This window comes from Listeria aquatica FSL S10-1188 (assembly GCF_000525795.1).
Lineage (GTDB): Bacteria > Bacillota > Bacilli > Lactobacillales > Listeriaceae > Listeria > Listeria aquatica.
Genome location: NZ_AOCG01000013.1, coordinates 80,234 through 95,285 on the forward strand (window position 1 = coordinate 80,234; position 15,052 = coordinate 95,285).

At 37.3% G+C, this 15,052-nt stretch carries 13 protein-coding genes and 4 pseudogenes; 7 read left to right on the top strand and 10 right to left on the bottom strand.

Annotation, left to right across the window (positions count from 1 at the left end):
- Window positions 1-35: 35 nt before the first annotated feature.
- From gyrB to dnaA, 5 genes and pseudogenes are all read right to left on the bottom strand, one after another.
- Window positions 36-1,974: pseudogene (gene gyrB / locus MAQA_RS10920) on the bottom strand (DNA topoisomerase (ATP-hydrolyzing) subunit B).
- Between the two features lie 35 nt (window positions 1,975-2,009).
- Window positions 2,010-3,129, bottom strand: a pseudogene (gene recF / locus MAQA_RS10925) (DNA replication/repair protein RecF).
- 9 nt (window positions 3,130-3,138) lie between these two features.
- Window positions 3,139-3,357: a S4 domain-containing protein YaaA gene (yaaA, locus tag MAQA_RS10930; protein ID WP_036073924.1), complete on the bottom strand. Its 219-nt coding sequence runs from the start codon at window positions 3,355-3,357 to the stop codon at window positions 3,139-3,141.
- Window positions 3,358-3,574: 217 nt separating this feature from the next.
- Window positions 3,575-4,720 (bottom strand): DNA polymerase III subunit beta, encoded by a 1,146-nt coding sequence (gene dnaN / locus MAQA_RS10935; protein WP_036073926.1) that lies wholly within the window; start codon window positions 4,718-4,720, stop codon window positions 3,575-3,577.
- 178 nt (window positions 4,721-4,898) lie between these two features.
- Window positions 4,899-6,246, bottom strand: a pseudogene (dnaA, locus tag MAQA_RS10940) (chromosomal replication initiator protein DnaA).
- 634 nt (window positions 6,247-6,880) lie between these two features.
- Between dnaA and rpmH the strand changes: the two are divergent.
- The 4 genes and pseudogenes from rpmH to jag all read left to right on the top strand — a co-directional run bounded on the left by rpmH (window position 6,881) and on the right by jag (window position 8,994).
- A pseudogene (gene rpmH, locus MAQA_RS14245) lies at window positions 6,881-7,016 on the top strand (50S ribosomal protein L34).
- Window positions 7,017-7,114: 98 nt separating this feature from the next.
- Window positions 7,115-7,480 (top strand): ribonuclease P protein component, encoded by a 366-nt coding sequence (gene rnpA, locus MAQA_RS10945; RefSeq protein WP_036073929.1) that lies wholly within the window; start codon window positions 7,115-7,117, stop codon window positions 7,478-7,480.
- Window positions 7,481-7,516: 36 nt separating this feature from the next.
- Window positions 7,517-8,380 (top strand): membrane protein insertase YidC, encoded by an 864-nt coding sequence (gene yidC, locus MAQA_RS10950; protein ID WP_036073933.1) that lies wholly within the window; start codon window positions 7,517-7,519, stop codon window positions 8,378-8,380.
- Entirely contained in the window at window positions 8,377-8,994 is a 618-nt protein-coding gene (gene jag / locus MAQA_RS10955) for an RNA-binding cell elongation regulator Jag/EloR (protein WP_036073936.1), read from the top strand. Before yidC ends, jag begins: the two co-directional genes overlap by 4 nt.
- Before the next feature lie 34 nt (window positions 8,995-9,028).
- Here jag and MAQA_RS13835 read toward each other — a convergent pair whose 3' ends face one another.
- On the bottom strand, window positions 9,029-9,514 hold the full coding sequence (locus MAQA_RS13835) for a hypothetical protein (RefSeq protein WP_052008575.1): 486 nt from the start codon (window positions 9,512-9,514) through the stop codon (window positions 9,029-9,031).
- Window positions 9,480-10,322, bottom strand: coding sequence for a metallophosphoesterase (locus MAQA_RS13840; protein ID WP_149023358.1), 843 nt, complete (start codon window positions 10,320-10,322; stop codon window positions 9,480-9,482). The genes MAQA_RS13835 and MAQA_RS13840 overlap by 35 nt, the downstream gene beginning before the upstream one ends.
- An 88-nt stretch (window positions 10,323-10,410) precedes the next feature.
- On the opposite strand from MAQA_RS13840, the gene MAQA_RS10965 reads away from it, so the two are divergent.
- Entirely contained in the window at window positions 10,411-11,265 is an 855-nt protein-coding gene (locus MAQA_RS10965) for a MurR/RpiR family transcriptional regulator (RefSeq protein WP_036073939.1), read from the top strand.
- 42 nt (window positions 11,266-11,307) lie between these two features.
- Here the strand turns inward: MAQA_RS10965 and MAQA_RS16235 are convergent, their stop codons facing one another.
- The 3 genes from MAQA_RS16235 to MAQA_RS16245 are packed head-to-tail and all read right to left on the bottom strand — an operon-like array spanning window position 11,308 to window position 12,368.
- Window positions 11,308-11,901, bottom strand: coding sequence for a phospho-sugar glycosidase domain-containing protein (locus MAQA_RS16235; protein WP_338151630.1), 594 nt, complete (start codon window positions 11,899-11,901; stop codon window positions 11,308-11,310).
- The gene (locus MAQA_RS16670; RefSeq protein WP_277619976.1) at window positions 11,840-11,971 is read right to left on the bottom strand and encodes a MupG family TIM beta-alpha barrel fold protein; all 132 of its coding nucleotides are present in this window, start codon (window positions 11,969-11,971) and stop codon (window positions 11,840-11,842) included. Before MAQA_RS16670 ends, MAQA_RS16235 begins: the two co-directional genes overlap by 62 nt.
- A 22-nt stretch (window positions 11,972-11,993) precedes the next feature.
- Window positions 11,994-12,368 (bottom strand): MupG family TIM beta-alpha barrel fold protein, encoded by a 375-nt coding sequence (locus MAQA_RS16245; protein ID WP_277619977.1) that lies wholly within the window; start codon window positions 12,366-12,368, stop codon window positions 11,994-11,996.
- A 133-nt stretch (window positions 12,369-12,501) separates the two neighbouring features.
- Here MAQA_RS16245 and murQ point away from each other — a divergent pair, with 133 nt between their 5' ends.
- Window positions 12,502-13,386: an N-acetylmuramic acid 6-phosphate etherase gene (gene murQ / locus MAQA_RS10975; RefSeq protein WP_036073942.1), complete on the top strand. Its 885-nt coding sequence runs from the start codon at window positions 12,502-12,504 to the stop codon at window positions 13,384-13,386.
- A 13-nt stretch (window positions 13,387-13,399) separates the two neighbouring features.
- A complete protein-coding gene (locus MAQA_RS10980) occupies window positions 13,400-14,848 on the top strand; it encodes a PTS transporter subunit EIIC (RefSeq protein WP_036073945.1) in 1,449 nt (482 codons plus the stop codon).
- Window positions 14,849-15,052 lie beyond the last annotated feature (204 nt).

Consider the following 15,052-nt stretch of genomic DNA (forward strand, 5'->3'; position numbering starts at 1 on the left):
CTAAATCAGATTTGATTATTTCCCAGGAAATAAAATTAAATATCCAAGTTTTTAACATACTGAGCATTTTCTTCGATGAATTTCCGACGCGGCTCAACTCGGTCACCCATAAGCATTTCAAATGTTTCATCTGCATCAATAGCATCATTAATGCTTACTTGTAGCAACGTCCGGTTTTCAGGATTCATTGTCGTATCCCAAAGTTGTTCCGGATTCATTTCTCCAAGACCTTTATAACGCTGGATAGCATATTTTTCATCACCCAGTTTTGCCAAATAATCATCCAATTGCTCATCTGAATACACATATTCAACTTGTTTCCCGTGTTTAATTTGATAAAGGGGAGGCTGAGCGATATAAATATAACCAGCATCCACAAGCGGACGCATATAGCGATAGAAAAGTGTGAGAAGTAGCGTCCGAATATGGGCACCATCCACATCGGCATCCGTCATGATAATTAGTTTGTGATAACGTGCTTTTGAAACATCAAAATCGCCACCAAAACCAGTTCCCATTGCCGTAAAGATTGTTCGAATTTCTTCATTCGCTAAGATTTTATCGAGACGTGCTTTTTCAACATTCAAGATTTTACCACGAATTGGAAGAATCGCTTGGAAAAGTCGATCTCGTCCTTGTTTTGCAGAACCGCCAGCTGAATCCCCCTCAACGATATAAAGTTCACTAATTTCTGGATTTCTAGACGAACAATCCGCAAGTTTTCCTGGTAAATTCGAGATTTCAAGCCCAGTTTTTTTTACGAGCAACTTCACGTGCACGTTTTGCTGCTAGACGTGCACGTGATGCCATGACGCCTTTTTCTACAATTTTCTTACTAACATCTGGGTTTTCCAACATGAATTTGCTCAAAGCTTCCGAAAAAAGTTTATCGGTGATCGAGCGTGTTTCTGAATTACCAAGCTTCGTCTTAGTTTGTCCTTCAAACTGCGGATCAGGATGCTTAACGGAAATAATCGCAGTTAAACCTTCTCGCACATCTTCACCAGACAAGTTCTCATCATTATCTTTAAAAAGTTTATTACGTCGCGCATAATCATTAATCACACGTGTAAGTGCTGTTTTAAAGCCAGATTCGTGCGTTCCTCCTTCATACGTGTGAATATTATTAGCAAAAGAAATAATTGAACTTGAGAATCCAGAATTATACTGAATAGCAACCTCAACCATAATGCCATCACGTTCACCTTCAATATAAATCGGCTCATCATGAATAACTTCTTTTGATTGATTCAAGTGATCAACGTAAGATTTAATTCCGCCTTCATAATGATATTCCTTTTTCACTTGATGTTCGGCGCGTTTATCTTCAATTGAAATCATTAATCCACGGTTTAAGAAAGCTAATTCTCGCACACGCGTACGTAAGACTTCATAATCAAATTCCACTGTTTCAGTAAAAATTTCAGGATCTGCCTTAAAGTGAACAATTGTTCCACGATAATCCGTTTTGCCTTGATTTTCAAGATCTGTTACAACATTTCCTCGTTCGAAACGTTGATAATATTTTTGCCCATCGCGGTGTACATAAACTTCTAGCTCTGTTGAAAGAGCATTAACAACAGAAGCCCCAACGCCGTGAAGACCACCAGATACTTTATAGCCGCCGCCGCCAAATTTACCACCGGCGTGAAGAACTGTAAAAATAACTTCGATCGTTGGGCGACCTACTTTTTCATTAATTCCCGTTGGCATCCCACGACCATTATCTTGAACGGTAATACTATTATCCGCTTCAATAGTAATTTCAATTTCTGTACAAAAACCAGCTAAAGCTTCGTCAATGGAGTTATCGACGATTTCCCAAACTAGATGGTGAAGTCCACGTTGACTGGTCGAACCGATATACATACCAGGCCGTTTTCTTACGGCTTCTAATCCTTCTAGAACCTGAATTTGATTATCATTATAGTCCGAAGCATTTTCATGTACATTTGTAATATTTTCTTCTGACATCTAAGCTTCACCGCACTTTCTCATTTTCTATTATATCAACCTAAAATTAGGATTTTTTTTATGTGACCACTTTCTACTTCAAAAGTAGTAGCTTGTTCAAGTTTTGCATGTTTAATCCCGCTCACACTTGTTGTCGTAACAAAGGTTTGTACTTTGCCAGAAATCGCCTCAAGCAAATGAGACTGCCTGTAGTCATCGAGTTCGCTTAACACATCATCAAGCAAGAGTAGGGGATATTCTTTTGTTTCTTCATGAATTAAATCAATTTCAGCAAGCTTTACCGATAACGCTGTCGTTCGCTGCTGGCCTTGCGAACCGAACACCTGTACATTTTGTCCATTAACATAAAATAGAGAATCATCCCGATGCGGTCCGATAAGTGTGACGCCTCGGTCGATTTCTCTTTGCCGAATGGTTTTCATTTTTTCAAGTAGTTTTTGTAAATTATCTGCGTCCTGATCAAGTGAAACAGAAGGTTTATATTCAATCCGCAAACTTTCAAGCCCACGCGAAATGTCGTGATGAATCGGAGCTGCATAAGCTTGTAACTTTTGAATAAACGCAGATCGCCTTTCAGTTAATTTAATAGCAACCTCTGCAAATTGCTCATCTAGAATGCCAAGCATGACTTCATCAAAGTTCTTTTTCATTTTTGCTTGCTTTAAAAATTGATTTCGCTGATGTAAAATACGCTGAAAAATACTTAAATCGTGTAAATAAACAGGTTGCATTTGACCGATTTCCATATTTAGAAAACGTCGCCTCACACCTGGGGCACCTTTTACAAGAGTTAAATCTTCTGGAGCAAACATGACTACATTTAAGTTTCCAACATATTGACTCAATTTTTTTTTGTTCAATATGATTGACCTTTGCTTTTTTTCCTTGTTGCGTAAGCGTGAGCTCTAGCGGAACAGTTTGACCATGTTTTTCAATTCGGCCACTAATCTTCGCTTCCTCTTTATCCCACTGGATAAAATCTTTGTCATTTGTCGTCCGATGTGACTTGGCAAGTGAAAGCATTAATATGGCTTCAAGTAAGTTTGTTTTTCCTTGAGCATTTTCTCCAAGAAACACGTTGATAGATGGGTCGAGATCGAGTGTAAGTTCATCATAATTGCGGAAATTTTTAAGCGTTAATTGTTTTAACAGCATATTTGTTTCCTAAGATTGTTCAATCTTAACTTTTCCTTTTCCGGGAACTAAAATGACATCGCCATTCCGCAGTTTCCTGCCACGTCTGTTGTCTTGTTCACCGTTTACATAAATCGGGTGTTCACTTAGAAATGCTTTCGCCATTCCCCCAGATTCAACAACGTCAAGCATCTGCAAAAGCTGTCCCAGTGTTACATAGTCACTGTCTATTGTTACAATATTCGCCAAAATCTCACACCCAATCTATTTTATCGCTATCTTCTATTTTACTAAAGTTTGCCGATAATTACAAAGATTATTTTCTAAAGCATTGTTTTTCGGTTTTTTATTAAAAATAATGGGGGGATACTATTTAAGTAAAAAATGAAATTTAAGGCTAATATGGCGCTTCTATAAAAAACACATAAAAAAAAGCCCACCAAAAATTGGTGAGCTTTTTTATCAATTAATAAGTTCGAACTGGTGTAATCAATTGTAAAATTTCGTTTGGATTTTCCGCATCACGTGGTCGAAGTACAAAAGGTCGCATTGTTCCAGAAAATGAAATCTGAATATCATCGCCTTCAAAAGCACGCAAGGCGTCCATCATATATTTTCCGTTAAATGAAATTTGTAGATCTTCACCCGTAAAGCTTTGGCTAAAGAGTTTTTCTGAAACATTCCCAATTTCAGGGGAGTTAGAAGAAACTTCTACTTGTCCATTTTCAAGTGTCGAAAGTTTGATGACATTATTCCGGTTCTCTCTTGCGAGTAGGGAAGCACGATCTATAGCTTGTAAAAATGCCTTTGCATTGATAATGAGCTCTGACTTCGTTTCAGCTGGGATTAGCCGTGAAGTATCAGGATAGCTTCCTTCTAGTAAACGTGAATAAAACAACAAATCTTTTAGTTTAAATAAAATTTGGTTGTTAGCTAGGATGATTTCAAGTGAATCAGAAGCTTCATCCAAAATTTTGTTTAGCTCAGATAAACTTTTTCCCGGAATGACAATGTTGTATTCTTCTTCTTCAGGAGCTTCAATAGGAATTTCGCGAAGCGCAAGTCTATGACTATCCGTTGCAACAGCTGTGAGCATTCCGTTTTTAATGATCCAGTTAACCCCGGTAAGTACAGGACGAACTTCAATCGTTGAAACAGCAAAAACAGTTTGACGAATAATATTTTTAAGTACATGAATTGGAATTCGTATTTGTTTTCCTTCTGAGACTTCTGGAAGTTTAGGATACTCTAAAACATCTAAACCATTAAGTGTAAAGAAAGCTTGTCCAGAACGAATTGTAGTTTGGTTATTAGCAGTTACTTCAATTTCAACGTTTTTATCTGGAAGTCGTCTTACAATATCACCGAAATATTTGGATTGTAAAACGATGCCTCCAAAGGATTCTACTTCAACGATAACTTCATCTTGTTCAATAAGTGGTATAAAAGCTTCAATGGAAATATCAGAATCACTACCAGTTAAGGTAACACCTTCGTCATTTACATCAATTTTGATCCCTGTAAGAATTGGAATCGTTGTTCGAGCAGAAATAGCACGTGTAACTTCATTAACAGCATTGACCAAATGATCTCGATCGATGACAAATTTCATGAAAAATCCCCCGTTCATTTTTTATGATGTTCTTTAATTAATTAATAAGAAAATCGTAATAATAGTAATAGGCCTTGTGGATTTGTGGATAAGTGATTAAAACCATTTTTCTTCTAAGTTTTCCACATGTGTATAACCAGTGGAAAACTAGTGTTCATTTATCCACAGTATCCACAGATTAATTTTTACGCAGATTTTTTTCTATTTCTTGGATATCATTTTTTAAAACTTGATCGCTTTTAAGCATCTGCGAAATTTTTTCGTGAGCATGAATGACAGTTGTGTGATCACGACCGCCAAATTCATCTCCAATTTTTGGAAGTGAAGCATCGGTTAACTCTCGTGACATGTACATAGCTATCTGTCTAGGAAAGGCAATGCTTTTGGTTCTTTTTTTTAGCTTTGAAATCTTCGAGTTTCACATGGAAATACTCACCAACAGCTTCTTGGATACCGCTGATTGTGATAACGGAGGTTTTAGCATTTGGAATAATGTCCTTTAAAGCTTCCGCTGCAAGTCCAGCTGTGATGTCCTTATTGACAAGAGAAGAGTAAGCAACAACACGAATTAGTGCGCCTTCAAGTTCCCTAATATTCGAATCAATTTGGTTCGCAATATAAAGCATCACTTCATTTGGAATATCAAGCCCGTCCGCTTTCGCTTTTTTCCGCAAAATTGCAATCCGCGTTTCAAGATCGGGCGGAGTGATATCAGTGATCAGCCCCCATTCAAAACGTGAACGAAGCCTATCTTCAAGAGTTGGAATCTCTTTAGGCGGTCTGTCACTTGAAATGATGATTTGTTTTTGTTCATCGTAAAGTGCATTAAATGTATGGAAAAATTCTTCCTGCGTTCCTTCTTTACCGGCTAAAAATTGAATGTCATCAATTAAAAGTACGTCAACATTGCGGTATTTTGTTCGAAATTCTTCTGTTTTGTTATCGCGAATGGAGCTGATAAATTCATTGGTAAATTTTTCGCTGGATAAGTACATCACATTTGCATTGTCTTTGTGTTCTTGCACGTAGTGACCAACAGCATGCATCAAATGCGTTTTTCCAAGTCCAACGCCTCCATAAATGAAGAGTGGATTGTAAGCTTTGGCAGGTGCTTCTGCTACGGCAAGCGAAGCTGCATGTGCAAACCTGTTACCGGAGCCAATAACAAATGTATCGAAGACATATCTTGGATTTAACATATGTTTGGAGTTATCAGGATCATTTTCATCCGGTAAGTTTTGATTTTGGGGAATCGGCTTGTAATCAAAATTTTCTTCTTGTTCGCCGTCAATAAAGCGTACATCATAAGAAGCTCCCGTTACTTCTTGTAAAATATTAGCGATGAACTGCGTGTAGCTTTTTTCAAGCCAGTCACGAACAAAATTGTTAGGCGCCGAAATGACAAATGTGTTGTCTTCAAGAGAATGTGCAGTAGTGGATTTCATCCAAGTATCATAGCTTGGCTTGCTCATATTCTTTTGAACAATTTCAAGTGCACGTGTCCAGATCTCTTCTATAGACTGCAAAAAATTTCCCTCCCTTTTTCTGTGGACATGATTTTAAGGAAGAAAAATAACAGGGACGCTTTTTCAAAGTTATCCACAAAACGGTAAAAATAGTGGATAAAGATATCCAGACCCTGTTAAGAAAATATCCACAACAAGAAATAATTATGTGGATAACTTTATTTTTCCTCAACTTATTTACTATTCAACACCTGATATCTTATCAAAAAAAGGCTTTGATATCAAGGACTTTCAAAAAATATCCACAAATTTATCCACTTGTAGAAAAACGTTACCCACAATCTGTGGGGTTGTGCATAACTTGTGTGTAACCAGTTTATAATTTTTCTTGCTTTATCTATTTATTCACAACTGATTTTTATGCTTCTGTGGATAAAAGTGGATAACCTCACATAATTATCCACAGTTTCGTGATTTAAGCAAACAAAACTTTTTAAGAAGTTAAGAAAAAGTTTGAAGTAAAATTTTGCTTTTTCCTATAAAAGAGGGTTTTTTTAAACTTTTGAAATATGATATGATTAAGGGCGAAGTTTTTTCGTGCTCTATTGACAAAAAACGTTTATTTCCGTACAATATTTAAGACTGTCTAATAGATTTAAATCAATTGGACCCATATAATGGGAGGTGTTACAAAGTGAAAAGAACATATCAACCAAGCAAACGTAAAAGAAAAAAAAGTACACGGTTTCCGTGCACGTATGAGTTCTAAAAACGGCCGCAGAGTGTTAGCAGCACGTCGTCGTAAAGGAAGAAAAGTATTATCTGCGTAGACCACTGATACGGCTCAGTGGTTTTTTTTATTGTTTTTATGGAAAAAATCCATTTTTGATTGAAAGCGGACAACACACGCAAAAAGATGGGAGACTATATGAAAAAAGAATATCGGATCAAAAAGAATGATGAATTTCAACGAGTGTTTAAGAAAGGGAAGTCATTTGCCAATCGACAATTTGTCGTGTATAAATTAAGAAGAGAAAAGGAAGATACGCATTTCCGAATTGGTCTTTCTGTCAGCAAAAAAATTGGCAATGCCGTTTGCAGAAATCATGTGAAACGTTGTATTAGACAGACATTCCATGAGCTTGAACAGGAGATCGAACAAGGAAATGATTATATTATTATCGCCCGAAAACCGGCGGCCAATATGGATTTTCATGAAATTAAGAAAAGTTTGATTCACGTCTTAAAAATTACAAAAGTATTGAAAAAGACCAGAACGAGCGGTTCAAAATGAATTGGAAATTAAAAAAAGGCGGGGAGGTTACACTTGTTGAAGAAGAAAAAGAACCTGAAGAAAAAACTCTTCGTGATCGGACTTGTCATTGCTTTAGTCACTGTACTTTCAGGTTGTGGCTACTCAACTGATCCAATCACAAAAGACTCACCAGGATTCTGGAGTCATTACATTGTCTTTCCATTATCTTGGGTGATAAGATGGTTTGCTGATGCCTTCGGTGGCAATTATGCGGTTGGAATTATCGTTGTTACGATTATTATTCGCTTAATTATTATGCCACTTATGATTAAACAGCTAAAAAGCCAAAAAGAAATGATGAAAGTTCAACCTTTACTTAAAGAGCTGCAAGGAAAATATGCTTCTAAAGATAATGAAACAAAGCAAAAATTGCAGCAAGAAACGATGCGCTTGTATCAAGAGCATAATATTAATCCGATGATGGGTTGTTTGCCGCTTATTATTCAAATGCCAATTTTGATTGGTTTTTATCAAGCGATTAGCCGAACAGCTGAAATTAAGACGGATTCATTTTTATGGATGACACTTGGTCAGCCTGATCCATTTTATATCTTACCGATTATAGCTGCGATTACAACATTCCTATCATCAAAAATTTCTATGATGGGACAAACACAACAAAATAAAACGATGGCGATGATGATTTATTTCATGCCAGTTATGATTTTATTTATGGGGATCACACTTCCATCAGCGCTTGCTCTATACTGGATCATCGGGAATATTTTCACGGTCTTCCAAACACTTTTAATCAATAATCCTTTTAAAGCCAAAAAACTACAACAAGCTGAAGAAGCTGCTAAAGCTGAAGAAGCTCGTTTGAAGAAAAAAGCAGAACATATGAAAGCTTCAAAAAGAGGAGGTAAGAAGAGAAAGTGAGAGATATAACTGCACAAGGTCAAACCGTTGAAGAAGCGATTCAAAATGGGCTAAAAGAACTAGAACTAAACCGTGATCAAGTTGAAGTTGAAATCATGGATGAAGGTAAAAAAGGCATTTTTGGAATCGGTTCGCGTCTTGCGATGGTCAAGGTTATTGAAAAAGAAAACAGTGTAAAAATCGTCACGGAATATATTTTGGATGTTGCTAAGAAGATGGGGGCAGAGATCTCACTCGAGGCAAAGGAAGAAGGAAAAGATGTTTACGTGCAAATTTCTGGTGAAAACCTTGGAGTTTTGATTGGAAAACATGGTCAAACTCTTAATTCTTTGCAATACTTGACTCAACTAATTGCCAATAAACAAAGTGAGCAGTTTAGAAATATCTTTGTCAATGTCGGTGATTATCGTGAACGCCGCTATGAAACACTCTCTAATCTTGCAGAAAAAATGGCCGGGAAAGCACTAAAAACAAAAAGTGCTGTTCATTTAGAGCCGATGCCATCTTTTGAAAGAAAAATTATTCATGCTGTTTTAAGTGAAAATGAAAAAATAGAGACGCATTCAGAAGGACGCGATCCTTACCGCTATGTAGTGATTAAACCAGCACGTTAAATTAAAAAGCCACGCAAAATTTTGCGTGGCTTTTTTATTGGAATAAAATAGGGAGTTGTGCTTGAAAATCATCATGGTGATTCGATGGAATCGAGCATGTAGTTAGTTTTCCATTTGGCATTAGCACGGCTTCTGTAAGTAAATTTCCATGAATACAACCGGTATCCAGATGGATTTTATTTTTTAATCGGAAAGCATTCTTTGCGGCAACATGACCGAAAAAATGATAAGGATGATTTTCGTTCGCCTCTTCAAGCAAAAATAGCAATTGTTCTTCTGTGGGTCTAGTTCGGTCTAGATGAAAATTACGCATTTTTCGTAAGGACTTTTTATCGAGTTTGCCAAGATACTTGTTTTTGCATGGTGCATGGGTAGCATAAAGGGAAGCTCGATCTGAGATAAGTCTATAAAAGGGCGCAGAATGTTCTACAAGTGTATTAAATTTGGCATGTAAATCAGGATCTTTTTCGAGCACAGGAATGGAATCAAAAAAAACGGGAAACGATTTCTTCATTGGCATTCTTAATTTTTCCTTGCAAATAATGATACACAAAGGATTCATGATTTCCAATTACAAAATAAAAGTGCTCCAAGTTTAAATAAAGGAATTCAAGAATGGCTTTCGTGTTTTTTCCTTTATCGATCGAATCGCCAAGTAAAATAAATTGGTGAGAGGGGTCAGGTCGTTTTATGATTTTTCCTGATGAGTTGAAGCTGAATCCACTTTTTTCTAGCAAGGTCATAAGTTCTTCTAAACATTCATGAGTGTCACCAATGATATGGTAGGTTTTTTCAGGCTCAAGGAGATATTTTTTGAGTTGATCGCCATTTGATTGAACCGAAAAGTTTGAAATCGGTAAAGAGAATGTATGTTGATTAGAAAACTGTGAGCTTACCGGTTTGGATGGTGAATTTAAAAAGATGGCTTCGAGTTGATATTGGTTTTCTTTAGCCAATTTTTCTATGTTCTCTTGTAATAAAGCAGAAGGTTCTTCTTCCATTTGAATTAAAATATAATCAGCCGAAGCTGGGAATGTGGTGGCTTTATTTAAGTCGCTTAGAAAGTTTATTTGCTCTGTGTCTGGGAAAAACTGAATGGTTGTATAGTAATTTTTGGAAGGCTCATCATTTCTTAAGGCAGACATAAATTGCTGTTCAATGAAAGAAACCGTTTCGATTGAGGCTTTTCCAAAAAAGAGGAAAATCGTATGGAGTTGGGTATTGAACTGTAAATTTGTTTCGACCAATATAGATTCTCCTTTCGATGTTTCACGTGAAACAATTAGAACTTTATATTTAATTATAGGTTGAGAAGAATTGATTTTCAAGTTGTCTAACTAGATGCTTCAAATTAAAATTTTATTTCAAAATCGAATTTTATGATATAATCAAAGAAAAAACAAGGAAGAAATGGCTATGACAAATGGAAGTATTATCAATCTTATAAGTGGAATTCTTGATACGTTGCCTAAGTCGGAGCAAAAAGTAGGGCAGGCGATTTTAAATGAACCTAATTTTGCTGTCAAGGCGTCGGTACAAAGTCTTGCTAAGAAAGCAGAGACAAGTGCGGCAGCTGTTATTCGATTTTCAAAATCGTTAAATCTAGATAGTTTTCCGGAGTTGAAACGACAGCTTTCTATGGAATTAGCAATGCCTAATAGAACAGGATACTATGATATTGAACCAGGTGAATCCTTTGATTCGATTCGTGAAAAGTTGGTTTCAAATGTTAATCAAACAACGCAAGATACGGCAAGTCAATTAAAAGAAGAGGCCATTATCCAAGTGTGCGCTGAGATGGAACAAGTTGAAACAATTTATGCTTATGGTGTCGGGGCTTCGTGGCTTATTGCAGAAGATATTGCTCAAAAGTGGTTGCGTGCAGGGAAAAATGTATTCTTGTCGCAAGATCCGCATGTTCTTGCTATGGCTTTTTCATCTGGAAAAGAAAATAGTTTGTTTTTTGCAGTTTCCAACAGCGGGGAAACTTCTCAGGTGCTTGAACTTGCAAATGAAGCGAAACAAAGTGGTTTGAAGGTGGTTAGTTTAACACGAATTGGAAATAATAAGTTGAAAACCATTTCGGATTTTGTGCTTGAAACATCTCGGGCTCCTGAAGCTGAAATGCGAAGTACGGCAACGAGTTCCAGACAGGCACAGCTGTTAGTCATTGACATTTTGTTTTATTATTTTGCATCGAAACAATATGATGAAATGATCACGCATATTAAAAAATCACGAGAAGCAACTAATCGTTTTCGAGAAAAGTAAATGAAAAAAGCCACATTTGATTTTATTCAAATGCGGCTTTTTTTAATTGAAGCGCAATTTTATTTTTTGACCAGCAGAAATATAGGGGAGGCAATCAAGGTAGGATGGCTTAATTTGGCCAATACAATTAATTTTCTCGTTAGCTTCTAAAGAAACTTTTGTAATGCAGATTTCACCAGAATAACGCCCATATTTTTGATTATCAATAGTAATGGTTCCAACTGGTCGACTAGTTGTTTGTCTTACTGCTAATAGAAGCGTGTTGAAGCAAATTCGACTCTTTTCTAACCGAATTAAATCGCGCGCGTCGTCCATTCGATTTTGGTCTCCTTGAATGAGGTGTTTTTTTATTGGAGTTGGGACAAAATCAGCTAATTCTGCTTCAAGGGAGACCGTGTTATCAAAAGCAAGATTTTGCCAAAATGGAAAATGTAAAGGATCGAGTGCGGGATCACCAATGTAAACATGGTCAACTGCTAAGGAGAATAGTTCCAAAGTGGCTGCGTAAGGACTTGCAAAACGATGCTTTTCCAAAGTTGGAAGCCCCGCATAAAGAGGTAAACGTTTTTGAGAATCACCTGGTACGAAAGCCGAAATTTTGAGACCATTTCCGTGCAGAAAGTGGTTTTTTTTGATTGAAAAAGGCTTCGCTTAAACCAGTTTCTGGCTTGGGATAGTAGTTGTGGAAAGCTTCGATATTTTCCATATGAGCATGAGCTTCTTTTAACTCATTTAAAAAAAGGTTGATCTATGGTACTAGCATTTAAATAAACGGTTACTTTTTGTGAGAGTAAAGCAATTTGCTGAATGCCAATCCCATAATCAATTCGTAAGCCGGTTACGCCTATTTCATGGATTGCTTCTGCATTTTCAAAGCTTAGTTGAATTTTCTTTAACGCATTTTCTGAAATATCTAAGATGAGAGTCATATTGTTTTCTTGAGCAGCTTTGCCTAATTCTTCTAGACGAGCTCGGTAATCTATTTTACTTTCTTCTGGAATATGTAGTGAACTGAAGATGGATGAAAATCCATTTTGATGGGCAGCTTGAACAGTTTCTGAAACGTTATCCAAATCCTGTAAATAAAGACTAATTCCTAGCATTTTATAACCTCCATTCTTATTACTAAGTATATGACTTGTGAAATAAAATTTCAATTAAATATTACAAAAATAAAATAAAATATTGAAATTTTATTTCAAAAGTTTTATAATCAGTTTGTGAGGAGTGATCGAAATGCTTGAAAATTTATCCACAGAAAAGCAAAATTTGAAAACGCTTAACTTAGATACATTAAAAGTTGAGGAAATCTTATCTATAATGAATGAGGAAGATGGAACAGTTGCAGCGAGCATAAAGCCAGCGCTTCCTGAGATCACCAAAATTGTAAGGGCTGCCATTTCAAGTTTTAACCGGGGAGGTAGACTTATTTATATGGGAGCTGGTACAAGTGGACGACTAGGCGTACTCGATGCGGTTGAATGTGTACCAACATTTGGTGTTAGGAAGGAGCAAGTGGTTGGACTGATTGCTGGAGGAGACAAGGCGTTTGTTGAAGCAGTTGAAGGCGCGGAAGATTCTACCGAGCTTGGTAAAGCAGATTTAGAAGGTATTTCTCTTACGGATTTGGATACGGTTATTGGAATTGCCGCGAGCGGCCGGACACCTTATGTGATTGGTGGCTTGGATTATGCACGAAGTATTGGGGCTACGGCGGCTGCGATTTCTTGTAACAAAGACGCTGCCATCTCGCAACATGCGGAAATCGCAGTTGAAGTCGTGCCTGGAGCGGAGGTTTTAACTGGATCAACTCGGCTTAAAGCAGGAACGGCACAGAAATTAATTTTGAACATGATTTCGACGGCTTCGATGGTCGGGATCGGCAAAGTTTATAGGAATTTGATGGTAGATGTGAAACCAACGAATGAAAAATTGGAGGAACGTGCTAAACGAATTATCATGGAAGCGACGGAATGTGGCTATGAAACGGCGGAAAAAGTTTATTTCAATGCTGGAAAACAAGTGAAAACAGCGATTGTTATGATTTTGACGGGAAGCAGTAAAGAAGCTGCTGAACAAAAACTTGAAGCTTCAAATGGTTTTGTAAGAAAAACAATTTAAGGGGTTGAGTAGGGTGTCAAAGGAAGCAGAAATCGGCAGAAAAATCTTTGAAAATGTGGGCGGCAAGGAAAATGTTTCGCGGATTGCACATTGTATGACACGAGTTCGATTAGGGATTCGTGACCCAGAAAAAGTGGATTTAGATCAATTGAAAAAAGTTCCTGGTGTTTTAGGTGTTGTGGAGGATGAGACCTTACAAGTTATTGTTGGACCGGGAGTCGTTAATAAAGTCGCAGCAGCGATGGCAGAAGAGGCTGGCGTAAAGATCGGTGAAGTCATCAATGAAAATTTGGATGCGGAACAAAAATCTGGGAAAGAATTGGTGGAAGAAAAAGCGGCTGAAACGAAGGCAAGTATGAAAGCTAAACAAAATAATCAATCGAGTTTTAAGAAGTTGCTAAAATCCATTTCGAACATTTTCGTACCGTTGATTCCTGGTTTTGTTGGAGCGGGTTTAATTGCTGGTATTGCAGCGATTTTGACGAATAATATCACAGCTGGGAATTTAGACGCAGGAACATGGACGCAGTATGTGGATATTTTGGGTGTTATCAATAAAGGGATTTTCGCGTTTCTTTCAATTTATGTTGGGATTAATACAGCAAATGAATTTGGTGGAACACCAGTTTTAGGTGGTGGAATTGCTGGTATTACAATGTTATCGGGGCTTGCTGATGGGCATACGATCACGAATATTTTTACAGGAGATGCGATTTTACCGGGACAAGGTGGAATTATTGGAGTTTTATTTGCAGTTTGGTTAATGTGTGTGCTTGAAAAGAGCTTGCGCAAATTTATTCCAAATGCCATTGATATTATTGTGACGCCAACGATTGTTATGCTTGTAATGGGGCTTATTACGATTTTCCTGATTATGCCAGTTGCAGGATTAATTTCAGAAGGACTGGTTTCGGCGATTAATTGGACGATTGAAGTCGGTGGGCTATTCTCGGGCTTTGTACTCGGCACATTCTTCCTACCGATGGTGATGTTAGGTTTGCATCAAGTGTTGACGCCTATTCACGTGGAAATGATCGCACAAACGGGTGCGACATTACTCCTTCCAATTTTAGCAATGGCTGGCGGCGGACAGGTAGGAGCTTCGATTGCACTTTGGATTCGTTGTCGGAAAAACAAACCGCTTGTAAATATGATTAAAGGTGGACTTCCTGTCGGGATCTTGGGAATTGGTGAACCACTTATTTACGGGGTTACGGTTCCGCTTGGACGGCCATTTATTACTGCTTGTTTAGGTGGTGGAATTGGGGGCGCAGTTATTGGGGCTTTTGGAAACATTGGCGCCATTGCTATTGGCCCATCTGGGGTAGCACTAATTCCATTAATTGCAGGGGGACACTGGCTAGGTTATGTTATCGGTCTTCTTGCTGCTTATCTTGGTGGTTTTGTTTTAACTTACTTCTTTGGCACACCTAAGGACGCCATGGAAGCAGTGAATGAGTAAATTAGATGAATTGGAAAAGTTGAACTTGATTGCTTGTCAAGTTCAACTTTTTTTTTGTGGAAAAAGTCTATAGCGATGTATTACAAGGGATAGTGCTTTAAGCATTTTATATTAATTTAGATGACTCTCTAGAACTTGATTTTATTTTTTTGCTTCAATGATAGAAACATTTTTCCACTGCTTCATAGAAATTAATTTTAACTA